Raw genomic sequence first — 23,423 nt, forward strand, 5'->3', positions numbered from 1 at the left:
ATTATTTTTCAGTAGCTCTAAATTATTGCTTCTTCCGAAAAATATTGAACAGCGATAATGTTTCTTTGTTTTTATGTTGTTGTCGTTTCATTTCATTCGAAATTTCAATTGGGGCTTTGTCCTCCTCAATTGTAGTTGCATTATGCACTTCCTCAGGTTCCGGCGTTACCGTTTCAATAATCTTCGGCTCGCTAGCCGTGAGTAACATATCAGGATCCGGCATCACTGTTTCATTAATTTCAAGCTCGCTAGTCGTGAGTATGGAAGCCGGATTCGGTGTCACTGATTCGTTAATTTCCGGCTCGCTGGTTGTTACTAACAAAGCTGGATCTGAATTCTCGTTTACGTTCATTGGAATCGCTTGTTGTTTCACAACGTTAGTCAGATGAATGGTCAATGGCCTATTTACATTTTTGTACAGCCTATTATGGATTTGCCCAGTATGAATGCCAGTATACGGAAAACTTTGCTTACCGAATTGCTGCTCTGCTGGATATTCCTTTTGAATATCCATACTTACTATAGGCGTTGTATCACTCGAAACTTCTTGGATGTTATTAGCGTTTCCTACCAGATTTTGCAGTTGCCTATAAGATGGTGGGCGATTAGATTTTCTCATGGAAGTATTAGATGTAGTTTCTTCTATATGGACCTCTTCTTTTTCCTCAATATTATTGGCAATACTTATAGATCTTGCTACATCAACTGGAGAAATTACTTTTTCTATAAGATCCTTGCTACCATCTTTTATTAATTTATTCTTGACTACGGAAAAGTCTTGATTCAACTCCTCGATTGTTTGATTAAGGGAGTCCATTTGTACTGAAAAACTTTTAATTTGTTGCTCATACTCCTCCAGTTGTAAACTTTGCTTTTCATTCATTAGTTCCATTACACCTTCTAATTTTGAGACTTTTGTTTTGAAACCATTCGCTTCTATCTTCAAGGCTAGATAATCGTCAACCGAATTCCCAATTTTTAATGTGGTTAGGGTATCTTTGTAAGTCGCAATTTTCTGCTTTAATTTTTCAATGTCCTCAGCGGAGTATAACTTAGAGTCTCCCATCAATTTTCACCCCTTTGCAGTACATTACTATTCTATTAATGATGTTTTCATTGCGTGACAAATTGTTTCCTGTTAGACGTGAATTTACTCAGTGATAAATTATTTGTCACTTTCAGCCTCGGTTCTATATATGATGAAGAAATGGATTCTCAGGGGACGATATCCTTTCTGAACTACTTAATTAGTATTAATTACTTCCTTCCTCCATCCTTTATGTGTCTAAGTTAATAAATATCTCGATAAATCATTTCTTTGCCCATACACTGATTTTTCCACATCATATGCTACGAACGAAAGATAAAAAATTTGGAGGTGTCTGCAACATGCAAGGAAAAGATCATTGTGATGGGAAAGAACTAATTTGTATAAATGTCGACAAGGTGTACGACTGGATTGTGAAAGAAAATTCGTTTGATTTTGCACTTCCAACGGGACCAATTGCTTTTACTCCAACGGGTTCAGTACCAACTTCAGCAACTGCAGGACTGCTTACTGGTGCGACAGTTACATGTGAAGTGAGCCCTGCTATGGCGTTTCCAATCGAGATTCTAAGTCGTGAGAATCGCCCGTTTTGTATTGATGGAAAGACTGTTCTTCTTCAACAGCTTCACATTCGTAAGAACTTTGTGGTAACAATTGTCGTGACTTTAACAAACGGAACGGTGCTGAGAAGTGCGGCTATTCCGCTTACCCGTTGTGAACAAGTTACCTTATGTGCACCTGAAGGAACAGACGTTGTAATTACGTATACGGATCTAGACTGTTTCGTGTGTTCTCCTGGGACACTCACTGTACCAACGGGTACTGCTGCTGGTTCAATCGTAATTACTGGCTTAAATCTCTCTGTAGCTACTTGCCAAAGCATTCAATCGACATTCCCGGTAACTGTTGAATTTTTAGCTGATTACTGTGAACCAAGAGATGATTTACCAACTGCGTGCCCTCCACCATTGCGCCCGCAACAATGCTCTGTTGTTTTCCCTGATACCGGACATTGCTGCCACTAATGTCGGCTAATGGTGATAACGAGTAAGCCTCAAACATATAATGAAGGGAGGATATTCCTCCCTTCATTTTTTTGTAACGTCAAAAAATATAAGCTCATGAATAACCTTATTAAGCCAATTAGGGCTCTGCTGTCACCTAAAGGCTCGGTAATAGTCGAGTTTTCTAATGGAAAAGGGGTAGAGAATAATGAGTAATAATCACAAAGATTTGGAAACAAAGATTACGCAGCTTCAGCATCAAACAAAATCATATGTATATGAAATTAAAAAGCTGGTAGATGAGCTCAATGATTCCGCCAGAATGAATATAATTAGCTATTTTACTTATTCATTAAACATTTCTCACGATCCTGAACAGGAGAGCTTATGCCTAGGAACTTACCATGTACATAATATGGGGAATCAGCCAATCACAAATCCTTATTTGTGTATAAAAATTCCTGAAGAATCTCCATTTTCATTTTCCGGGCGATATGTTTATGAAAACTTCAAACAGTCATTGAAGAATGCCGGTGGATGGGAACGAATAAATGATAAAACGAATCAAGAGGAATTTTGGCTAAAACCTTTGGGTAAAACATCCCTTGAACCTAATGAGACCATTTCATTTTCAAACTTCCAGATAAAATGGTTACCAGTAGAATCATATGCAGGTACTATTATGGGATTTACGTATAGTGATCAACTGAAAGATGGAATAGCCGTGATTAATCCCATCAATCTCAATGGAACTGTACGTGTAGAGGGGGTAGAGAATGAGTAAAACAGATGAAATAGAATTAATAATGAAGCATATAATACGTCAAATTATGAAAGATCAGTTTAACGAACAAACAGAAGATAAACAGGAAAACAACAATAGTTTTGTCTATTTAGAGAAAAGCACATTGAATATGTTGATTATGTATATGTTGATGAATGGTGAGCGTCGGCCTGATAAAGAGGCAAAAGGAGATTCTGACGTGAAGATTTTAGAGGAACTTGAACAGGCAATTATGGCCAACAAAGAGGACTTTGAGGAAATCATCACTCTACTTAAAGAAAGAATCTAAATTCATTTGATACAGCCTTTTGCTTGGAAAATAGCTGCGATAGGAGGGAATGACGTGAATAGTGAGAACGTCAAAAATAACGATCCCTTACAACTTCAACAAATAATCATCTTTTTAAAGGCGGAATTAGCTAAATATAAATACGAAGTTAAAAAGTATCAAGATAGCTATCACTATTCATTAGTAGAAAACCTTGAGCAAGAAAATATACAATTGACTAACGAAAAAAAAGAACTGGCTGAGGAGTTAGTTAAGTTAAATCAAGAATTTGAAAAAAGGGCTATCGATTATAAAGGATCTGTCCAATTGCAAGGATTACAAGGGAAAAGATACATCACTTCTATTGATTCCTTTCAGAAAACAAAAACAGATCTACTACCAATTAGCAAACAGCTAGCTGAAGTTATTAATAAATTGAAAGACGGAGCTAATACCGATCAACATAGATACAAAAAACATGACAGGCAAGTTACATCTCTTCATAAAAAACTTGCTAATAATAAAACGACTATAGAACAGCTCGAATACAAGCTTGGTGATCTCATTCAAGAAACAAATAAACAAGTACACTCCCAACTGGAGAAGTTAGACATAGCCAACAAAGAGCGTACCCAGTCCGAGAAAGTGAGACAACGATTACTAATAGAAATAGAAGAAAAAAATAATACTATAGGAAAACTCCAACATGAAATATCGAATTTAAAAGAACAAAATGAAAAGCATACTGTGGCTGTTGCAATAGAAGAAAAAAATCTAACTAATAAAACGATTATAGCTCAGCTCGAATATAAGCTTGTTGATCTCATTCAAGAAGCAAATAAACAAGTACACTCGCAACTGGAGAAGTTAGACATAGCCAACAAAGAGCATACCCAGTTCGAAAAAGTGAGACAACGATTACTAATAGAAATAGAAGAAAAAAATAATACTATAGGAAAACTCCAACAGGAAATAGTGAATTTAAAAGAACAACATGAAAAGCACATTGATGTTATTGCAATAGAAGAAAAAAATCTAACTAATAAAACGACTATAGAGCAGCTTGAATATAAGCTCGTGGATCTCATTCAAGGAGAAAATAAACAAGTACACACGCAACTGGAGAAGTTAGCCATAGCCAACAAAGAGCATACCCAGTTCGAAAAGGTGAGACGGCGATTACTAAAAGAACTAGAAGAAAAAAATACTGCTATAGGAAAACTCCAGCATGAAATAGCGGATTTAAAAGAACAACATGAAAAGCATAATGAAGCTTTTACAATGCTAGAAATAAAATTGAACCAGAAGAATGATAGTCAAGCAGGGATGGACTATCATTCTTCTACACCTACTATTGATACTGAAACACTTATCTACTTAGACCATCAAATAAAAGAGGTAGTAGCCAAAACGTTGGATTACGAAGAGAAATTAGATGCGAAGTTGCTTGTTGTTAATAATTTGGAACAGAAATTAGATCAACTTACTGATGAAATTGACGGAATAAAAATTTTTAGTATAGAGGGGAGGGTTTTAAAAGAATTTTGACGATTATTGGTGTGTAATAGGATGGTAGCGAGTAAAGTAGATTGCATTTTGGTGTTCTATATTTACCTGAAACTCAATAGGATTACCCATAAGGCTCAACCTTTTCCCGAAAAGTTCTGAGCCTTTTTTGTTATGTTCTATTATAGAGTATGGACATAGCGACTATTAAGCTATCACTAATCCGTCTTTTGTAAAAGTAACACCCGCAAAAAAAATGAACCCCCTTTGTTAATCCTTAATCTAAGCGTTTACATTTCGTCACAATTGACCTATCATACTTGTATACAAGTATATCGGGCATCAAGTGGGGAAGTGAAATCATGAGTGAATACAAGGAATTACTATATCCTGAAAAATGGATTGCGAACGCTTCCATGGGAGCGCGTTTAGCGTGCGAGCTTAGAATGCGGATTATTTCTGGCATGATAGAAAAGGGTACTGTTTTATCGGAAAATAAATTAGCGTTGGAATTTGAATTAAGTCGTTCTCCTATCCGGGAAGCACTAAAAGTATTGGCATCAGAAAATATTATTCGATTAGAAAGAATGGGAGCGGTTGTAGTTGGGTTAACCGAGAAGGATATCGAGGAAATTTACGATGTTCGTTTACTGATAGAAACCTTCGTTTATGAACGGATTGTTAAAATAGATACAAGTGAATTAGTGAAAGAACTAAGTAAAATACTTGAATTGATGGAAGTCGCCATTAAATACGGAGATGCAGATGAGTTTTCTTATCAAGATGTTTTATTTCATGAAACGATTATTCGTTCAATTGACCATTCATACATCATGTTGATTTGGAATAATACGAAACCTGTGATGGAAAGTTTAATACTTTTATCGATGCGAATGCGTTTAGAGAAGAAATACGATGATTTTTCACGTGTATTGAAAAATCATGAAATCTACATTGAAGCCATAAAAATAAAGGATAGAGATATCATGATTCAAGCATTGCATCAAAACTTTGATGATGTTCAAGATAAAGTGGCAGACCTTTGGATGTCCCAACAAATGCTCGAAAAAGGAAGGGAGCGATAACTATGACGAACTATATGCTAGGTGTAGATATTGGTACAACGAGTACTAAAGCAGTTCTATTTACAGAAAAAGGTGAAATTATTCAACAGGAGAATATCGGTTATCCTCTTTACACACCAGATATTTCGACAGCTGAACAGAATCCAGAGGAAATATATCAAGCTGTATTACAAGCAATTTCAACCATAATGGGGAAATCTCAAATCTCTTCGGAAAAGTTATTGTTCATTTCATTTAGTAGTGCGATGCATAGCGTTATTGTAATGGATGAAAATGATGAGCCCCTAACGCAGTGTATCACCTGGGCAGATAATCGAAGTGAAGCTTGGACACGTAAAATAAAAGAAGAGTTAAATGGGCATGAGGTATACAAACGGACTGGAACACCTATTCACCCAATGTCCCCTTTAAGTAAAATTGCTTGGATTGTGCATGATCGTCCTGAAATAGCGACAAAGGCTAAAAAATATATAGGCATTAAAGAATATATTTTCAAGAAATTATTTGGTCGGTATGTTGTAGATCATTCTTTGGCTTCAGCAATGGGGATGATGAATCTGGAAAGATTGAATTGGGATGAAGAAGCATTGGAGATAGCGGGTGTCACGCCGGAGCAGCTATCTGAACTTGTACCGACAACCGAGATTTTTAATAATTGTAATGTAGGAATAGCGAGTAAGCTTGGCATTGATCCACAAACTGTATTTGTCATTGGCGCAAGTGATGGAGTGCTTTCTAATATAGGCGTGAACGCAATTGGTAAGGGTGAAGTAGCGGTAACGATTGGGACAAGTGGTGCAATCCGAACAGTCATTGACCGTCCTCAAACCGATGAGAAAGGACGGATATTTTGCTATGCATTAACTGAGAAACATTGGGTCATTGGTGGGCCAGTAAACAATGGTGGAATGGTACTTCGATGGATTAGAGATGAATTTGCATCATCAGAAGTAGAAACAGCAAAAAGACTAGGGATTGATCCATATGAAGTGTTAACGAAGATTGCTGAACGTGTAAGACCGGGATCTGATGGATTGTTATTTCATCCATACCTAGCGGGTGAACGTGCACCGTTGTGGAATCCTGACGTGCGCGGCTCATTTTTCGGTTTAACAATGACACATAAAAAAGAACATATGATTCGGGCGGCTCTTGAAGGTGTGATTTATAATCTGTACACAGTATTTTTAGCACTAATTGAAGTCATGGATGAACCAGTTATCCGAATTCAAGCAACTGGTGGCTTTGCAAGGTCTGATTTATGGCGCCAAATGATGGCCGACATATTCGATTTGGAAGTAATTGTCCCGGAAAGTTATGAAAGTTCATGTCTAGGTGCTTGCATCTTAGGGCTTTACGCTACGGGGGAAATTGAATCATTTGACGTGGTATCTGAAATGATTGGCAGTACTTATAAGCACACACCTATGGATTCTAATGTGCAAGAATATAGAAAACTATTACCGATATTCATTAATTTATCCAGAGTATTGGAAAAGGAATACACAAGCATCGCAGATTATCAGAGAAGCTTAAGTAAAGAGTAACAAAAAAGTTTGACCCTAAAAGAAAAAATGTAACACGGACGGTGCTTGAAACGATTATTTCGGAGCAAAAAAAGACTATTAATTAGGTTTGAGAAAAGTTGTAGGGCATGTCATTTCCATCTTTAATTAAGTAATAAAAAATGATCTTTCATGAGTTTACATTGAACTTACGAAAGATCATTTTTTATTGTTTATTGCATATCAAAGCTGCCCTATTGAACGAAGAAGAGATGGTGGAGCCAAAAACAAAAACGTGAAGTCCGCTAGCCCCAAACATCCCATGTAGCCTCCAGGGACCATTGCCACAATTCTAGCGCACTCTGTATTTTATTCCAGACTGGAAATAGGCATAGGTGAAAATCGCTGCCAACAAACCAATAAGTTTTCCGAATATAGAGTTAGTGACAGCTAGATTTGAATTATCTAGAACTTCTTTCATATCTACTAAAGTGTCTTGTCTTGTCATGGGAATAAAAAAATCTTTAACATGGAAAGCGACATGATCTATGTGCAGAATCGTCGTATGCGTTATTTGGAAATTGTCTAAACTTACTTGTCCTCTTTCTATCGACTTCTTTGTTTGATAAGCAAATAGATAAAGTAAGGTGCCCCTATTACGGCTGTCCATACACCTGCAGGCACTTCAATCGGTGCAAAGGCAACACGAGCAATCCAGTCTGCAACAACAACGAGAATTGCTCCAATGATTGCGGATAAACCTACCATTGAACCAAAGGTAGGGCCGACAATTCTTTTTGCAATATGTGGTGCGATTAACCCAACAAACCCAATACCGCCGGCAAAAGAAACGGAGGCACCCGTCAAGGCGGCACAAAGTAAAAGGAAAATAATTCGGTTCTTTTGAACTGGGGATCCAGCACTTTTCGCCAAATCATCACCAAGTTCTAAAACGTTCATTTCCCTCGTCATGGCAAGCGTGATGAAAAAAAGAATAGTAATCCATATCGCAATCATTCGAACTTCAGTCCAATTTGAACCGTAGATACTTCCAGTGATCCAAATATTCGCTTGGCTCGCCTGATGGATTGGTCCAACAAGCATAAGTACGGTTGTTCCAGCATGCATAAATGCTGAAATTCCAATCCCTATAAGTAACATTCGGAAGGGGGCAATGCCGTTTTTCCAAGATAACGTGAACACAATCGCGGCTGTAATCATCGCACCACCGAAAGCAAATAACGGCATCCAATCTTGACTCACTGTTAGCGCATTACTTTCATTTGAAAACAATGCTAGAAATAATACAACTGCAAATGAAGCTCCTGCCGTAATCCCAATGATATCTGGGGAACCAAGAGGATTTCTAGATACACTTTGCAAAATGGCGCCCGCTGTCGCTAAGCCGATTCCAACTAAAATGGCCATCATAATACGAGGTAGCCGAAATTCAAAGATAATCGTTTGATCAAAAGACTCACCAATACCCAAAATAACTTTTAAGACATTTAAAGGTGAAATGAAAAACTCACCAGAACTCATCGATAGAATAGCTACTAACCCTAAAAGCAACGTTGCAATCATCGTTGTAAACAAAGATTTCTTATCTAAAATAAACGAAGCAACATTTCCTATTCGAACTGTCACTTTATTTTTCATGCCCCAAATCTCCTTCTTGCCACATAAATAAAGAATGGAACACCGATTAATGCAGTCATGACTCCAACCGGCACTTCCTTGGGCATTATAATGTATCGGGCTGCAATATCAGATACGAGTAAGAGAATTCCACCGTATAATGCACAAAATGGAAATACCCACTGGTGTTGGATCCCGATGAATGATCGAACGATATGAGGAATAATGATTCCGATGAAGCCGATAGGACCCGCAATTGCTACAGAAATACCTGCTAATACAACTACAATAAGAGAAAAAACAAATTTTAATAGCACTACATTCTGACCTAATCCAGACGCAACATCGTCACCCATTGCTAGTAGGTTCATTTGCTTCGCCAAAACAAAGGCTACCAGCAATCCAATCACCATATAAGGCAATCCTGTAATTAATAGACCGATAGGCCGATTGGCTACGGAACCTGCGAGCCAAAATAATACTTGATCGAGTGCTGTTTCGTTAATTGTTAGGAATCCTTGTGTCATGGATGAGAATAAAGCGGAAACTGCTGCTCCTGCTAATATAAGCTTCATTGGCGTTAACCCTTCTCTGCCAATACTACTTAAAACAAAGACAATCCCGAAGGAAACGGCCGCTCCGACTAATCCGAACATCATATAAGATTGGAGGCTTTGTACTTGGAAGAACACAACCCCAATTACGACAAAGAAAACAGCACCAGCATTAATACCTAGAATACTTGGAGAGGCTAATGGATTTTTCGTTATGGATTGCATAATTGCACCTGAAGTGGCTAAACAAGCTCCAACAGCTGCAGCAATTAATGCACGTGGTAAGCGTACATTTTGAATGACAAGATGTTCAGTTGATCCGTCATTTTCTTTAAATGCGGAAAAGGCAGTGGACCAGCTTGTATCTGTATAGCCGTATACAATACTAGAAAAAAAACAAAGAATGAAAACTAAACTACTTACGATAAGAGCAATCCACTTACCCCTTGATGTATGTATCATGACTTCCTCACTTCATTGAGAATTATTTTCAATTCACTGTTGACATGAAATATATTAGCATATAGCATACTAAGTGTAAATGATTTTCATTCTCAATTAACAGGAGGAAATAATGTACATGCGAAAAATATCATCCCTCATACTTATTATGAGTATTCTTGTATTAGCGGCTTGTGGGGCTACTAAGGAGTCAAAAGATTCAGGTGAAAGTGCACAACCAGCTGATGTAGAAACATATACTGTCGATCATGCAATGGGAAGTACAGATGTAAAAGGAACATCAAAACGCATTGTAATCTTAACAAACGAAGGTGCTGAAGCCCTTCTATCAATGGGAATTCAACCTGTAGGTGCAGTTCAATCACCCGCTGAGAAAATTTGGTATGATCATATGGACATGACAGGTACTGAATCTGTGGGTATTGAATCAGAACCAAGTTTAGAAAAGATAGCATCTTTAAAACCAGATCTGATCATTGGGAATAAAATGCGTCACGAAGCAGTTTACGAACAGTTAAGCAAAATTGCCCCAACTGTTTTTGCAGAAACGCTTCGCGGGGATTGGCAGGAAAACTTTAAATTATATGCGAAAGCAGTAAATCAAGAAGAAAAAGGTAACGAGGTATTAGGTGCATACAATAATCGCGTTGAAACAATCAAGACTGAATTAGGGGATCAAACAAATAAAAAAATATCAATGGTTCGCTTTATGGCGGGAGATATACGCATTTACCATAAAGATTCCTTCTCGGGTGTGATTCTAGATCAACTTGGATTTGCGCGCGCAGATGGACAAGATGTGGACGATTTTGCTGAAAAAGGCCTCACGAAAGAACGTATTCCAGCTATGGATGGCGATGTGCTCTTTTACTTCACTTATGAAACTGGAGATAACGAAGCAACGAAGCTTACAAACGACTGGATTGAGGATCCATTATTTAAAAATCTAAATGTCGCGAAAAGTGGAAACGTCTCACAAGTAAATGACATCATTTGGAACACTGCTGGTGGTGTATTAGCAGCGAACTTAATGCTGGATGATATTGAGGAGTATTTCTTGAAAAAGTAATTTAAATGGAATGAAATAATAAAAAGATGAAAACAGAAAACAGCCCGATGATGCGATATTTACTCGCTTCACTGGGCTGTTTTTTTATACATAATTTACTGTTCAGCTGCGTCTTCTTTAGGATACTTTATCACAAACGACGTTTTGGTGTTCTGATGTGGCCGAACTGCAAAAAAACTAACTAGTAAATCGTAAGCATACAAATCAAATAAAAAAGGTATGTATGGTAGGAGCCCAAACATACCTTGAAGTATCATTAATTATCCGGCTACTGGAACATCGTGATTAATAATACGATGGCTCCAAGCAGGATTGAAATCCATGCCAATGCTTTTTGTGGAGAAGCTAAACAGACTAAGCCTAAAACGAGTGCGCCACCACCTAACCAATAAGGAGCATAAAAGAACCCTATAGCCGCTAAAATTATTGCTAACCAACCAATCCAGATGCCCAAGGAAGTTTTCAAGTCAATGACCTCCCTTCAATTTGATGGGAACAACAACTGAGTAAACGGGTCGTTCGTTATTGTTCTTATAGTTTATTATATGCAGGGTTACAGAGGGGACAGTGGTTAATGGACTCATTATTAATATTATTATTATGTGCATTTAGCTCACTTAGGATGGGGGAGCAAGAGCGGCGGGTTACGCAATCAATTCTGGAAAAGGATCAATTGACAGAAGTGACTTATTGGTACCTTGATTGACCTTTTTAAGCTAAGAGAGACGTAAGAATTTATATGAAGGATGGCGAAAGGCTGTTTAGCAACTATGTTGTTTAAGGTGACAAGTAATAGTCTGAATCAGTGAAATAAATTAATTACTTTTCGAAAAGGTGTTGCTAATTTTCCAACAATGATGTAAAGTCTGTAATAACGTAACTAAGCAAATCCAATTTAATAGTTTTTCTTATCTAGAGAGGTATAGGGACTGGCCCGATGACACCTCAGCAACCGCCATTTTATGGCATGGTGCTAATTCCAGCAAGTTGATAACACGACTTGGTAGATGAGGAGAAGACTTATTCAGATTTAGAGTCTACTTCCTTTATTCAACATAGGAAGAGGCTCTTTTTATTTTAATTAATTTTCCCATTAAGTAACATATTTTGAAGAATAATGAAGAGTTTTTCCGGAACGGGACTTTGGGAAAGTGAAAGGAGCAAGTGATAGTCGTGAATTTACTAGATACTATGAAAGAACGAATTTTGATCGGTGATGGTGCAATGGGAACTCTACTTTATTCACACGGTGTGGATCTTTGTTTTGAAGAGCTGAACTTGACACATCCAGATCAAGTGCTTCGCATCCACCAAGCCTATATAGAGGCAGGTGCGGATATTATTCAAACTAATACGTATGGTGCGAATTATATCAAGTTAGCACGTCATGGGTTAGAGGACAGTGTAAAAAAGATAAATAAAGCCGCAGTTCAAATTGCGAAAAAAGCAGCGGGTAAAAATACGTTCGTCCTTGGAACTATCGGGGGTATTCATGGATCTCGAACATCCATTGGAACAAAGGATGAAATCAAGCGCAGTTTTAGGGAACAACTATATTGCTTACTTCTTGAGGGAGTGGACGGCCTACTTTTAGAAACTTATTACGATTTTGATGAATTAACAACCGTGCTCAAAATTGCACGTGAGGAGACAGATATCCCGATTATTACGAATGTTTCAATGCATGAGGCGGGGGTGCTCCAAAATGGGATAGAGCTCATAGATGCCTTACAGCAGTTGGAGGATTTAGGTGCAGATATAGTAGGCATTAACTGTCGCCTTGGCCCTCACCATATGCTGAAGTCTCTAGAAACTGTGCCGTTGATGAAGCGTGCTTTACTTTCGGTGTATCCGAATGCTAGTTATCCAGGATATAAGGATGGGAAACTTTTTTACGAAAATGAGCCTGAATATTTCGAAAAGTTCGCACTGAGTTTTCGGAAGGCAGGAGTTAGTTTAATAGGAGGATGTTGTGGGACGACGCCAGAACATATTAGGGCCCTAGTGAAAGGACTTACAATTCGGGAACCAATTCAAGAAAAGCTTGTTAAGAAGAAGGAGGTAAAGACAGAGGTTGTGGAGTCTGAATTGAAGGAATCTCAACCCCCAACATTGCTTGAAACAGTGAGAAAAAGACATTCGATAATTGTTGAACTTGATGCGCCCAAACATTTAAACACGGGCAAGTTCTTTGAGGGGGCTCAGGCGTTAAAGGATGCAGGCGTGGATGCCATTACACTGGCTGATAATTCCTTAGCGACGCCAAGAATTTGCAACGCTTCAATGGCTTCACTTGTTAAACAAAAGATTGGTGCAACACCTTTGGTCCATATTACATGCCGAGATCGCAATCTAATTGGATTACAGTCACATCTCATGGGATTACACACACTGGGTATTACTGAATTGCTAGCGATTACGGGGGACCCTACGAAAATTGGTGATTTCCCCGGAGCAACATCCGTTTTCGATGTGACATCCTTTGAATTGATTCAACTCATAAAGCAATTCAATGAGGGCATTTCAAAGTCTGGAAAGTCATTGCAACAGAAAACATCCTTTACTGTGGCAGCGGCCTTTAATCCGAACGTGCGTCATTTAGATCGTGCTGTGGAGAGATTAGAGAAAAAAATAGAAGCGGGAGCCGACTATTTTATTACCCAGCCTATCTATAGCACGGAGAAGATAATTGAAGTATACGAGGCAACAAAACATATTGAGACGCCAATTTACATCGGAATTATGCCGCTGACTTCATCGCAAAACGCCGAATTTCTACACAATGAGGTACCAGGCATTAAGTTGACGGATCAAGTACGTGCAAGAATGGCTTTATCTGATGGTAATCGTGAGCAGTCTACGAAAGAAGGTTTAGAGGTTTCGAAAGAATTGATCGATGTGGCGCTGGAGCATTTTCATGGCATCTATTTAATCACTCCCTTTATGCGCTATGACATGACTGTGAATTTGACGGAGTATATACACGGTAAAGTGGACGTGATTGTAGCAAGGGAGGTGGTCCAAACCGAGAGTATCGTGTATTAAAACAGGTTGAAAAAATACAATAAAAAATAAAGGGGCTAACATACAATGGTAAAAGTACAAAGTTCAACTAGTGGATATCCAAGAATCGGTGGAAAACGTGAATGGAAAAGGGCGTTGGAAAGTTTTTGGAATGGGGCAACATCAGAAGAACAGCTACTGAAAACAACGGAAACGCTTCGTTTAGAAAGTCTACAGAAACAAAAAGAATTCGGTGTTGATCTAATTCCGGTTGGAGATTTTTCATTATACGACCATGTGCTGGACACATCTATTATGTTTGGTGTCGTACCAAAACGCTTCGAGTATGCGGGTGGTAAAGTACCTTTGGAAACATACTTTGCAATTGCGCGTGGAACTAAAGATGCGGTTGCCTCAGAGATGACAAAATGGTTTAATACAAATTATCACTATATTGTTCCGGAACTAGAAGGTGTAACGCCGCAATTAGTAGAGAACCGCCCGCTCGCTTTTTATAAGGAAGCAAAAGAAAAGCTGGGTATTGATGGCAAGCCGGTTATCCTAGGCCCAGTTACATATATTAAACTGGCAAAATCTTTTGGCGAAGAGAATTTTTCTACTTTATTGCAACAGTTTACGCCGTTGTACATTGAAGTATTGAAAGAGCTTGTAGTGGCAGGCGTTGAGTGGGTTCAGATTGATGAGCCGATTCTTACAAGTAAGTTGACAGAAGAGGATTTCCAACATGTGCAACAGGCATACGCAGCAATTCATGAAGCAGTGCCACAATTAAAGATTATCCTACAAACTTATTTTGAAAAAGTAGCTAATTATGAAGCGGTTGTTGCGCTGCCGGTACACGGATTTGGTTTAGACTTTGTTCATGGCGATTCGCTTGAATTGCTACAAAAATATGGTTTCCCTCAAGACAAAGTACTTGCGGCGGGTGTCATTGATGGTAGAAATGTGTGGAGAGCGGATCTGGATAAAAAAGTAACACTATTAGAAGAAATTCAGTTACATGTTGATAAAAGCCGTTTGATTGTTCAACCTTCCTCTTCACTTCTTCATGTTCCTGTCAGTACGGAAACTGAAGAGAAATTGGATCCAATTATTAAAGGCGGTCTGTCATTCGCTGATCAGAAGCTTGCTGAAATTGTGCTCCTTAGTCGGGGGATTCACGATGGCACTGAAACGATTGCGACAGGACTTGAGGAGAGCAGAAATGCACTTGCACGTCTAAATAACTCGAAGTATCGGCAAAACGTTGAAGTGAAAGAAACGATTGAAAATCTAACTGAGCAAGATGTAAATCGCTCATTGCCATTTGCGAAACGAATTATCGAGCAGCAAAAACGTTTTAATTTGCCTCTTCTGCCGACAACGACAATCGGGAGTTTACCGCAGACGCCAGAAGTAAGACAGACAAGATCTAAATGGCGTAAAGGAGAAATTACAAACGAGGCCTACGAGCAATTTATCAAAGATCAGATTGACAAATGGATTGAAATTCAAGAAGACATCGGCATTGATGTTTTGGTCCATGGTGAATTTGAAAGAACAGATATGGTTGAATACTTCGGTGAAAAGTTCGAAGGATTTGCAGTATCACAGTTTGGCTGGGTTCAGTCTTATGGTTCTCGTTGCGTCAAGCCACCACTCATTTTAGGTGATGTTGCGTTTAGTGAACCAATTACTGTGAAAGAAAGTGTCTATGCTCAAACGTTAACGACGAAGCCTGTAAAAGGTATGCTGACGGGCCCTGTAACGATTTTGAATTGGTCCTTTGTCCGAGATGACATTCCACGTTTCGACGTATTGAACCAAATTGCATTTGCACTTCGTAAAGAAATTGAAGAGCTTGAAAAGAACGGTATTCGCATGATTCAGGTAGATGAACCTGCGCTTCGAGAAGGTTTACCGTTGGATCAAGATAAACGTGAAAGTTACTTAGATGCTGCTGTCTATGCATTCAAATTGGCAACTTCTTCTGTTGAAAATGACACGCAAATTCATACGCATATGTGTTACTCGGAATTCAGCGGTATTATCAAATCCATTAGCGCGCTGGATGCAGATGTTATTTCAATCGAAACGTCAAGAAGTCATGGCGAAATTATCGCTGCATTTGAGAACAATACGTATGATAAAGAAATTGGCTTAGGCGTTTATGACATCCACAGTCCACGTGTTCCAAGCAAGGAAGAAATGAAACAAAATATTAATCGTGCACTCAAAACAATTAATCCAAAACAATTTTGGATTAACCCGGATTGTGGCTTGAAAACAAGAAAAGAAGAAGAGACAATTGGCGCTTTGAAAATCATGGTTGAAGCGGCGAAAGAAGTTAGAGAAAGTCAATTGGCTACGCTTAAGAATTAATTATTTAAGTTGAAATGAAGATTCATTTCAAATCCGCTTAGGCTACCTCAGTAAGGCACCATTGCTTTGTTATTACATGTATTCATATGTTCACAATAAAAAAGGTATCTTCCCGTGCATTAATGACGGGGAGATACCTTTTTATTGTGGTCGGGGGATTATTGGTCTGCGAAGTATATGCTCGGTTGCGTGAGGGATATGATCGGTTACGTGAAGTATATGCTCGGTTGGTGGGGGATATGATTGGTCGCGCGGAGTATATGCTCGGTTGTCGTAGGATATAAATGGTCGTATGAAGGATATGCTCGGTTTGCGTGGTATATGATTGGTCGTGTGAAGGATATGCTCAGTTTGCGTGGTATATGATTGGTCGGGTGCAGGATATGCTCGGTTGGCGAGGGATATGATTGGTCGGGCGAAGTATATGCTCGGTTGTCGGAGTATATGCTCGGTTACGCAGGAAAATATGACGAGCTTAGGTCAGCATTTTTACTTTTGCCTTATGTGGTATCCTTTCATATACTATGGCACTTTGAAGTGCGTACTACCTAATTTGATTTACTTGTGTATAATTAGTATAGGAAGCTGAATTACAATCACAATCATATATAATAGAGGAGTTTTACATCATGGCAATTAAAGTTAAGGCAATTATCGGTAGTACAAGTTCAACTTCATTCAACTTAAAAATAGTTGAACATATGAGAAGTCGTTATGCAGATCAATTAGACATTACACCTGTCTTTATCAATGATCTTGATATGTTTTCAATTGATATAGAAAGCAACCCATCTGCAAACGTAGTTGATTTTAAAAATAATGTAAAAGATTCAGATGCTGTATTATTTGCAGTTCCTGAATATAACTTCTCTATTCCAGGCGCAATGAAAAATGCAATCGACTGGTTATCACGTGGTGGAGATTTCACACTTAAAAACAAACCTGGCTTCATCGTAGGATCATCTATGGGAGCATTCGGAAGTATCCGTGCGCAACTCCACTTAAGAGAAATTCTGTCAAATCCGGCGTTAGCTCCTATCTTACTGCCAGGTAACGAAGTATACATCGGTTCAGTTCATGAGAAAATGAACGAAGCTGGTGAACTTACTGATAAAGCTACAATCGATTTCTTGGATTCAGTAGTATTTAACTTTATTGAGTTCTATAACAAAACAAATGCTACAGTTAAAGCTTAAGTAATCTACTGATCATCAAAAACAGACACTCTCTGGAGAGTGTCTGTTTTTGATTTATCCATTATAGTGCGTCGCTGGTATTCTGGCTATTTCTTTTCTTTTCAATATGTGTGGCATGTCCGGTACCCCATTCGTGCATAATTGCTAAGACGGGCTGTAAGCTTTTTCCGTACTCCGAAATAGAATATTCAACTTTCGGGGGAACCTGCGGATAGATGACTCGGTTAATAATATCTTCATCTTCCAATTCCCTTAATTGTTTGGTTAACATTTTTTGAGTAATGTCGGGCATCAATCTTTTTAATTCACTAAATCTTTGAGTACCTTCAGTAATTAAATGCAGTAAAATAATTGGTTTCCATTTACCTACCAAGATCCCTAAAGCTTCGTCAACTTTACATAGTTCAGGCTTTATCTCCATAATAACCTCCATAGGTATCTTTTTGTATACTATAGCACTTTATAGTGCGTACTTCACATTCGGGTAGATTTATTCCATAATAACATATATAGTGATCCATTACTATTCGGTAAAATTTAGCTATATATACTGAACAAATGAACACCTTACTAAACTTAGCGAAAGAGCCTTACAAGGGGCAGCCGAAGCCTGTCTTAGGACGGGGCACCCCTTAGCACAGTAGCGAATACAATGGAATCTTTTAATTCAACATATACATCCAAAAACAGAAGGAGGAATTTAATATGAATAATAAATCGGTCTTTTCAAGGGGAATCAGAAGTGTAAGGGATGTCGTTTATCAGGAACACTCGCCAACTCATAAAGTAGGATTGGTCATTGAACCGGGAAACTGGGAAGAAGTCGATCCATTTCTATTGATGGCTGAAGACTTTTTTGGGCGTGGAACATTTGGCATGCATCCGCACCGTGGTATTGAAACAGTTACGTACGTCATTGATGGGACGCTAGAACACTTTGACAATAAGACTGGGGGAGGGGAACTACACCCTGGAGACGTTCAATGGATGACAGCGGGTAAAGGGATCATTCATACAGAGGATCCGGCTGTTGGGGAAACGGTTCAATCCTTGCAACTGTGGGTCAATCTTCCAAGTGATAAAAAAATGACGGAACCGCGTTACCAGAACATGCGTGCACAAGATATGTCAGTCCGTCATGAAGATGGCGCTACGATACGTGTCTTTTCCGGTTCATCGGAAGGTGTTACGGCTGATACGAAAAATCACGTGCCTGTTACGATGGTTGAATTGATCATTGAACCCGGTACCACTGTTACACAGGACCTTCCCGGCAGTTACAATGGATTTCTGTATATAATAGAAGGAATAGGGACATTTGGCATTGAAAGCGTGGAGGGGAAGAAGGGGCAGGTTCTCTGGTTGGAACGTGGAACAGATGAAGAACAAACTGAGGTGAAGATTCACGCAGAAGAGAAACTGCATATCATGTTATATGCAGGTAAGCCTGTCGGAGAAAAAGTAGTAGCTCGCGGCCCGTTTGTGATGAATTCAGAAGAAGAGATTATGCAGGCCTATAAAGATTACAGAGAAGGAAGATTCGAGTGAACATGTACCAGTGAATTTAGTGCGGAATCACAAAGTATGAAATATTCTAATAGATTTGATATGATTTTAAGTGAAATAAGAAAATGGGAGTTGCTGATATGGGAAGTAAGATAGAGCAGGTAGCGAGTTTTAAAGAAGCAATGGGGAATTATCCGACGGGAGTCACTGTCGTTACAGCATTTGATGCAGATAAAAAACCGATGGGGTTAACGGTCAATTCATTTGCATCGGTATCATTAGAGCCTTTACTAATTTTATGGTCCATTGATAAAAGAGTATCCACTTATAGTGACTTTCTAGATGCTGAAAAATTTTCGGTGAATATTTTGGCAGCAGATCAAAGTGAGTTATGTACGTTATTCTCGAGCAGGGTTGCTGATCGATTTAGTCAATGTGATTGGAAAGAATCGGATTTAAACCTACCAGTACTTTCAAATTCGCTTGCGGTTTTACAATGTAAGACGGTGCAACAAATTGAAGCTGGAGATCATACGATATTAATAGGCGAAGTATTAGATATTCAGAATGAAAGTAAAGAACCACTTCTGTATCACCGTAGAACTATAGGTGCAATTCCAGAAGAATTTTATGGCTGACAGTGTCTATACAATCTTCAGTGTAGAAAGGCGTGTCATCAGTTTAATCTACTGATGACACGCCTTTTTTTCTTGAAAAAGAGGCTCTGTTAAAGTTTAATGTTGATATAGGGGGAAACTTCCAATTATCCAGAAGTTCTAATTCGTAGTACAGCCTTCTTATACTAAGGTACCCATTTATGGAAAAAATGTTAGGAATAAATTTCTTCTTTTTTGCTATAAATTTCATAAGCAAAATAGCCAACTAATAAACCTATCCCAGGTCCCCAAGCAATTGCAGATAGTAAGGGAATTAGGGAAAATATGTTTAAAAGTACAGCAATAGCGAATCCAATCATCATTCCGAATGGTATTAAACTATCTAATAAATTTTGAGCACTTTTTGACTTTTTCTTACCAAGCGTGCCTTTCTTATACTTATGTTTCATTCTTAGAATTACAAATACTGCAATTCCACCCACTATTACAATGGGTAGTAAAATACGCACAAATTCCAAAGTTGAGCCCATATTATAATCCCTCCTTTCTTTTGCTTTTGAATTGATTCAATTTTAACATAGTTTATTCCATTAAATGGTCCGTTAGTTGAATAAGAACTACTTTTTATAGTGCGAATCCTATATATGTTGACATAAAGAATCCACTCAACAACGCACGGCTACCCCTATGAGGCGCCTTCGCTGGAGATTATATAGAACCATTAGTTCAACATATATAGGTGCATCATAGGTTTCTGTATTTTGTGTTAGATTTCCTCTGATAATCAAGTCATTCAAAGTGACTTCATTTCTCTGATATTGGCTACTTTCTAATACTTGAAACCAAGTGAGATAGTTGTTCAAATATTTAGTTGCAGCTCACCTGGAATAGTGTCTAGCCCCACGAGCCATTGCCGCAGAACATCGCGATCTTAGCCTGCCTACTTCCTTTGATTGAATTATGCCTGTTGCATCTCAAAGGGCATCTTGCGCTTTTCTCAAGCCAAGGATACAACATTCTTGCGGACCGCCTTACTGGAGATGGCTAGCACTAGAACTAGGCCCGCCGCCATTAATGCACCATCGAGTAGAAGTGGCAAGCCCCAGCTGCCGGTGTTATCTCGAATCACCCCGGAGACGACAGGTGAGAGAACTGCTCCGATTTCTCCAATCAAATTGAGCATTCCAAACATGGATCCTCTGCTTTTTTCGGGCGTCAAATCGGAAGCCAGAGCATGTGCCACCGGTTGCAATGCAAAAAAGAATAATCCGGAGACAAACAAAATGATAGACATAACGATGGGATTGTTATTGCCCATCATGACATAGACTGCAAATATAAAAATGGTTACCGTCAGTACAGCGGTTAGCACAGCAAGGACGTTACGTCGCCCATTTGGACGATTGGCCACTATGTCAGAAATTTTGCCGCCAAGAGGAAAACCAATGATTCCAGCCAAACCATTAAACGATGCAATCAAAGCGGCAGCCATTAATGCACCGCCACCGAAATCTTTGACGATAGAGACGGACCAAAATCCGTAAAACCATAGATGCCACATGATAGGGATAAAGAACAAGTACAATAAGAAGAGATTCTTATTCGCTATTAACGGTTTTATTTCAGACTTCTTCGTTGTGTATAAATAAAGTATTAAGAGCGGACAAAGTGCAACAAGAATGACCGCAATCGCGATAGAGGACAGACCTAGTTTGACGGAAAAGTAATAGATGCCCATCACTATGACAAGAAAAACGGCTGAGTACATGGACATGTACAATAGGCCTTTGCCAAACTGTGCTTTAATACCAGGTGAAGTTAAATCTACAGAAGCACTTGAATCGTTTTTGGGCTTCATATATTTAAATAGTAGGAGTGCAATAATGAGTGTAATTGTTCCGGTCACGAAAAAAGGAAAGCGCCAAGCCCCTTCACCCATAAATGGTTCTGCGACTGTAATAAGATAAGGGACGCCAAGTGTGCCCGCTGTCAGACCAACAGATAATCCGGTAAGCGCCACACCCATTCCTAATCCAACTTTTTCAGGAGGTGTATGATAGGCAATATAAGAGCGGTCATTCGAATAAAAAACGCCTTCGCCTAGCCCGAGTAGGACTCGGAAAAGAATAAATGCAACAAGGCCTCCCACCAAACCCGTTAATAAAGTGGCGATTCCAGCCCAAACAATACTTAAAATGATAATAGCACGATAGCCAAACCTGTCCCCAAAGTAGCCACCAGGAAATTGCATTAACATAAAACCGGCAAAAAATAAACTACCAATCAATCCGCCAATTCCATGGGGGTTTGCCACGTCTGCAAAAAAAGAAACTTCATTTTCAATCATATATGTAATGATCGGCCCAGTTGCAACCCGGTCAACGTAAGAAACAAACCAACCTAAAAATAACAAGCCCCAAATCGTATGATATCTTTGCAAACCTTCCTTTTTCATTTCTCACACTTCCAATTCTATTGTTAATAAAACAAAATGCCCCTCCACTGTGTTAGTAGAGAGGCATTCGAGAGAAAATACCCTCTCATTTTCCAAAGCATAGTGCTTTGCAGGAATTAGCACCTTATCAACATGATTGTTGAATGGTTGCCGGGTTTCATAGGGCCAGCCCCTCCACCGCTCTTCATAAGAGTTTTATTAGCCTATTTAATTTGTAAAGGTTACTGCCAAACGTCTTGCGCGATAGTTACAACATGACGAACTTTTTCCCATTGTTGTTCTTCAGTTAACTGATTACCTTCTTCTGTTGATGCGAAGCCACATTGTGGGCTTAAGCATAGTTGATCTAAAGGAACATACTTTGAGGCCTCTGCTATTCTTGCTTTAAGCTGTTCAGGGGCCTCTAATTCGCCGAATTTAGAGGTGATCAAGCCTAATACGACGAAAAGGTCAGGGCGATTGACATGGCGCAACGGTTCAAAACTGCCGGAGCGTTCGTCGTCAAACTCAAGGAAAAGACCGTCAACATCTAATCCGCCGAAAATTGTTTCGGATACATCCTCGTAGCCACCACTAGAAAAATAGGTCGATTTGAAGTTGCCGCGGCAAATATGCATCGTCACGAGCAAGTCGGCAGGCCTTTTCGCGATGGATTCATTGATGGCACGTGCCGATAGTTGTACAAGTTTGTCAGGATTTTGCCCCTTCGCTTTCAATGTTTCCCTTCCTTCTTCCGATAAGAAGGAAGCCCAAGACGTGTCATCGATTTGAAGATAACGACATCCCTCATCGTACAGTGCTTGAATTACGTCTTGATAGGCTGTAACCAAGTCATCAAATAACTCTTCGTCATTTGCATAGATGCCTTCTTCGAATGTCGCTCTGTGAATCAGCATATTCGGGCTTGGAATCGTGAATTTTGCGACTGCATCACCTGCGATACTTTTCAGGAACTTGAAGTGTTCAATCATGTAATGGTCGCTAAACCCAATTTTTCCTGTCACTCTAATGCCGTGTGCTTTCGTTACAACACCATTGAATTGGAGTCCTTTATCTGTTTCGAAAAACTCAACGCCGTCAAAGCCAGAAAGGAAGTCAAAATGCCACCATTTACGGCGGAATTCTCCGTCCGTCACAGAATTAAGTCCAGCTTCTTTTTGCTTTTCGACGAGCTTTGTAATTTCTTCGTCTTCGATTGTGCGTAATTCCTTGGCAGTGATATCACCGGTTTCTCTTTGCAAACGCGCCTGCTTTAGGCGTTCTGGTCTTAAAAAGCTCCCGACGTGATCTGCTTTAAATGGTGCTTTCGTCAAAGTTTGTTCGGCTATAGGTTTTGTCAAT

The 23,423-nt window shown here is 39.1% G+C and carries 20 protein-coding genes, 1 pseudogene and 2 riboswitches; of the genes and pseudogenes, 12 read left to right on the top strand and 9 right to left on the bottom strand.

Features of this window, described 5'->3' with window-relative positions; all coding sequences use genetic code 11:
- Positions 1 to 22 precede the first annotated feature (22 nt).
- Entirely contained in the window at positions 23 to 1,066 is a 1,044-nt protein-coding gene (locus ACGLYD_RS22110; RefSeq protein WP_187046576.1) for a hypothetical protein, read from the bottom strand.
- A 323-nt stretch (positions 1,067 to 1,389) separates the two neighbouring features.
- On the opposite strand from ACGLYD_RS22110, the gene ACGLYD_RS22115 reads away from it, so the two are divergent.
- The 6 genes from ACGLYD_RS22115 (at position 1,390) to gntK (ending at position 7,242) form a co-directional block, all read left to right on the top strand.
- Complete coding sequence (locus ACGLYD_RS22115; RefSeq protein WP_067205457.1) at positions 1,390 to 2,073, top strand: hypothetical protein; 684 nt, start codon at positions 1,390 to 1,392, stop codon at positions 2,071 to 2,073.
- Between the two features lie 187 nt (positions 2,074 to 2,260).
- Positions 2,261 to 2,836 carry a hypothetical protein gene (locus tag ACGLYD_RS22120; protein ID WP_067205459.1) on the top strand — a complete coding sequence of 192 codons (576 nt, stop codon included), beginning with the start codon at positions 2,261 to 2,263 and terminating at the stop codon, positions 2,834 to 2,836.
- Positions 2,829 to 3,125 (top strand): hypothetical protein, encoded by a 297-nt coding sequence (locus ACGLYD_RS22125; protein ID WP_067205462.1) that lies wholly within the window; start codon positions 2,829 to 2,831, stop codon positions 3,123 to 3,125. Before ACGLYD_RS22120 ends, ACGLYD_RS22125 begins: the two co-directional genes overlap by 8 nt.
- Positions 3,126 to 3,179: 54 nt before the next feature.
- On the top strand, positions 3,180 to 4,652 hold the full coding sequence (locus tag ACGLYD_RS22130; protein WP_399630582.1) for a hypothetical protein: 1,473 nt from the start codon (positions 3,180 to 3,182) through the stop codon (positions 4,650 to 4,652).
- 320 nt (positions 4,653 to 4,972) lie between these two features.
- Positions 4,973 to 5,695, top strand: coding sequence for a GntR family transcriptional regulator (locus ACGLYD_RS22135; RefSeq protein ID WP_399630585.1), 723 nt, complete (start codon positions 4,973 to 4,975; stop codon positions 5,693 to 5,695).
- Between the two features lie 2 nt (positions 5,696 to 5,697).
- Positions 5,698 to 7,242, top strand: coding sequence for a gluconokinase (gene gntK, locus ACGLYD_RS22140; RefSeq protein ID WP_067205469.1), 1,545 nt, complete (start codon positions 5,698 to 5,700; stop codon positions 7,240 to 7,242).
- Between the two features lie 564 nt (positions 7,243 to 7,806).
- On the opposite strand, the gene ACGLYD_RS22145 is transcribed toward gntK, so the two are convergent.
- Positions 7,807 to 8,859: an iron chelate uptake ABC transporter family permease subunit gene (locus ACGLYD_RS22145; RefSeq protein WP_187046579.1), complete on the bottom strand. Its 1,053-nt coding sequence runs from the start codon at positions 8,857 to 8,859 to the stop codon at positions 7,807 to 7,809.
- Positions 8,856 to 9,854 (bottom strand): iron ABC transporter permease, encoded by a 999-nt coding sequence (locus ACGLYD_RS22150; protein WP_067205474.1) that lies wholly within the window; start codon positions 9,852 to 9,854, stop codon positions 8,856 to 8,858. The genes ACGLYD_RS22145 and ACGLYD_RS22150 overlap by 4 nt, the downstream gene beginning before the upstream one ends.
- Before the next feature lie 112 nt (positions 9,855 to 9,966).
- On the opposite strand from ACGLYD_RS22150, the gene ACGLYD_RS22155 reads away from it, so the two are divergent.
- Positions 9,967 to 10,923: an ABC transporter substrate-binding protein gene (locus ACGLYD_RS22155; protein ID WP_399630590.1), complete on the top strand. Its 957-nt coding sequence runs from the start codon at positions 9,967 to 9,969 to the stop codon at positions 10,921 to 10,923.
- A gap of 268 nt (positions 10,924 to 11,191) precedes the next feature.
- Here the strand turns inward: ACGLYD_RS22155 and ACGLYD_RS22160 are convergent, their stop codons facing one another.
- Positions 11,192 to 11,389: a hypothetical protein gene (locus tag ACGLYD_RS22160; RefSeq protein ID WP_197485359.1), complete on the bottom strand. Its 198-nt coding sequence runs from the start codon at positions 11,387 to 11,389 to the stop codon at positions 11,192 to 11,194.
- Positions 11,390 to 11,828: 439 nt separating this feature from the next.
- Positions 11,829 to 11,937, top strand: a riboswitch (SAM riboswitch).
- A 159-nt stretch (positions 11,938 to 12,096) separates the two neighbouring features.
- Here ACGLYD_RS22160 and ACGLYD_RS22165 point away from each other — a divergent pair.
- The 3 genes from ACGLYD_RS22165 (at position 12,097) to ACGLYD_RS22175 (ending at position 17,504) form a co-directional block, all read left to right on the top strand.
- Entirely contained in the window at positions 12,097 to 13,968 is a 1,872-nt protein-coding gene (locus tag ACGLYD_RS22165) for a bifunctional homocysteine S-methyltransferase/methylenetetrahydrofolate reductase (protein WP_340741361.1), read from the top strand.
- A 45-nt stretch (positions 13,969 to 14,013) separates the two neighbouring features.
- Complete coding sequence (metE, locus tag ACGLYD_RS22170) at positions 14,014 to 16,308, top strand: 5-methyltetrahydropteroyltriglutamate--homocysteine S-methyltransferase (protein ID WP_067205484.1); 2,295 nt, start codon at positions 14,014 to 14,016, stop codon at positions 16,306 to 16,308.
- A gap of 629 nt (positions 16,309 to 16,937) precedes the next feature.
- A complete protein-coding gene (locus ACGLYD_RS22175) occupies positions 16,938 to 17,504 on the top strand; it encodes an NADPH-dependent FMN reductase (RefSeq protein ID WP_399630595.1) in 567 nt (188 codons plus the stop codon).
- A 61-nt stretch (positions 17,505 to 17,565) separates the two neighbouring features.
- On the opposite strand, the gene ACGLYD_RS22180 is transcribed toward ACGLYD_RS22175, so the two are convergent.
- Positions 17,566 to 17,925: a winged helix-turn-helix transcriptional regulator gene (locus tag ACGLYD_RS22180; RefSeq protein WP_399630598.1), complete on the bottom strand. Its 360-nt coding sequence runs from the start codon at positions 17,923 to 17,925 to the stop codon at positions 17,566 to 17,568.
- Positions 17,926 to 18,209: 284 nt separating this feature from the next.
- Here ACGLYD_RS22180 and ACGLYD_RS22185 point away from each other — a divergent pair, with 284 nt between their 5' ends.
- Entirely contained in the window at positions 18,210 to 19,052 is an 843-nt protein-coding gene (locus tag ACGLYD_RS22185) for a pirin family protein (RefSeq protein ID WP_399630601.1), read from the top strand.
- Positions 19,053 to 19,150: 98 nt separating this feature from the next.
- Positions 19,151 to 19,648, top strand: coding sequence for a flavin reductase family protein (locus tag ACGLYD_RS22190; RefSeq protein WP_067205492.1), 498 nt, complete (start codon positions 19,151 to 19,153; stop codon positions 19,646 to 19,648).
- Positions 19,649 to 19,839: 191 nt separating this feature from the next.
- Here ACGLYD_RS22190 and ACGLYD_RS22195 read toward each other — a convergent pair whose 3' ends face one another.
- The 4 genes and pseudogenes from ACGLYD_RS22195 to ACGLYD_RS22210 form a co-directional block, all read right to left on the bottom strand.
- Positions 19,840 to 20,157: a hypothetical protein gene (locus tag ACGLYD_RS22195; protein WP_399630605.1), complete on the bottom strand. Its 318-nt coding sequence runs from the start codon at positions 20,155 to 20,157 to the stop codon at positions 19,840 to 19,842.
- Between the two features lie 135 nt (positions 20,158 to 20,292).
- Positions 20,293 to 20,502: pseudogene (locus tag ACGLYD_RS22200) on the bottom strand (hypothetical protein); the annotation flags it as partial.
- A 122-nt stretch (positions 20,503 to 20,624) separates the two neighbouring features.
- A complete protein-coding gene (locus tag ACGLYD_RS22205) occupies positions 20,625 to 22,082 on the bottom strand; it encodes an MFS transporter (RefSeq protein ID WP_354314895.1) in 1,458 nt (485 codons plus the stop codon).
- Between the two features lie 82 nt (positions 22,083 to 22,164).
- Positions 22,165 to 22,275, bottom strand: a riboswitch (SAM riboswitch).
- A gap of 28 nt (positions 22,276 to 22,303) precedes the next feature.
- On the bottom strand, positions 22,304 to 23,422 hold the full coding sequence (locus ACGLYD_RS22210) for a 5-methyltetrahydropteroyltriglutamate--homocysteine S-methyltransferase (RefSeq protein WP_399630608.1): 1,119 nt from the start codon (positions 23,420 to 23,422) through the stop codon (positions 22,304 to 22,306).
- Position 23,423: the final 1 nt, after the last annotated feature.

It is taken from the genome of Sporosarcina sp. SG10008, assembly GCF_044569405.1.
Lineage (GTDB): Bacteria > Bacillota > Bacilli > Bacillales_A > Planococcaceae > Sporosarcina > Sporosarcina psychrophila.

Bases quoted from the DNA above. Each gene is read 5' to 3' on its own strand.
- ACGLYD_RS22205 (WP_354314895.1), bottom strand. From the start codon at position 22,082: ATGAAAAAGGAAGGTTTGCAAAGATATCATACGATTTGGGGCTTGTTA.
- metE (WP_067205484.1), top strand. From the start codon at position 14,014: ATGGTAAAAGTACAAAGTTCAACTAGTGGATATCCAAGAATCGGTGGA.
- ACGLYD_RS22120 (WP_067205459.1), top strand. From the start codon at position 2,261: ATGAGTAATAATCACAAAGATTTGGAAACAAAGATTACGCAGCTTCAG.
- ACGLYD_RS22185 (WP_399630601.1), top strand. From the start codon at position 18,210: ATGAATAATAAATCGGTCTTTTCAAGGGGAATCAGAAGTGTAAGGGAT.
- ACGLYD_RS22115 (WP_067205457.1), top strand. From the start codon at position 1,390: ATGCAAGGAAAAGATCATTGTGATGGGAAAGAACTAATTTGTATAAAT.
- ACGLYD_RS22195 (WP_399630605.1), bottom strand. From the start codon at position 20,157: ATGGGCTCAACTTTGGAATTTGTGCGTATTTTACTACCCATTGTAATA.
- ACGLYD_RS22145 (WP_187046579.1), bottom strand. From the start codon at position 8,859: ATGAAAAATAAAGTGACAGTTCGAATAGGAAATGTTGCTTCGTTTATT.
- gntK (WP_067205469.1), top strand. From the start codon at position 5,698: ATGACGAACTATATGCTAGGTGTAGATATTGGTACAACGAGTACTAAA.
- ACGLYD_RS22190 (WP_067205492.1), top strand. From the start codon at position 19,151: ATGGGAAGTAAGATAGAGCAGGTAGCGAGTTTTAAAGAAGCAATGGGG.
- ACGLYD_RS22150 (WP_067205474.1), bottom strand. From the start codon at position 9,854: ATGATACATACATCAAGGGGTAAGTGGATTGCTCTTATCGTAAGTAGT.
- ACGLYD_RS22155 (WP_399630590.1), top strand. From the start codon at position 9,967: ATGTACATGCGAAAAATATCATCCCTCATACTTATTATGAGTATTCTT.
- ACGLYD_RS22135 (WP_399630585.1), top strand. From the start codon at position 4,973: ATGAGTGAATACAAGGAATTACTATATCCTGAAAAATGGATTGCGAAC.
- ACGLYD_RS22175 (WP_399630595.1), top strand. From the start codon at position 16,938: ATGGCAATTAAAGTTAAGGCAATTATCGGTAGTACAAGTTCAACTTCA.
- ACGLYD_RS22180 (WP_399630598.1), bottom strand. From the start codon at position 17,925: ATGGAGATAAAGCCTGAACTATGTAAAGTTGACGAAGCTTTAGGGATC.
- ACGLYD_RS22110 (WP_187046576.1), bottom strand. From the start codon at position 1,066: ATGGGAGACTCTAAGTTATACTCCGCTGAGGACATTGAAAAATTAAAG.
- ACGLYD_RS22125 (WP_067205462.1), top strand. From the start codon at position 2,829: ATGAGTAAAACAGATGAAATAGAATTAATAATGAAGCATATAATACGT.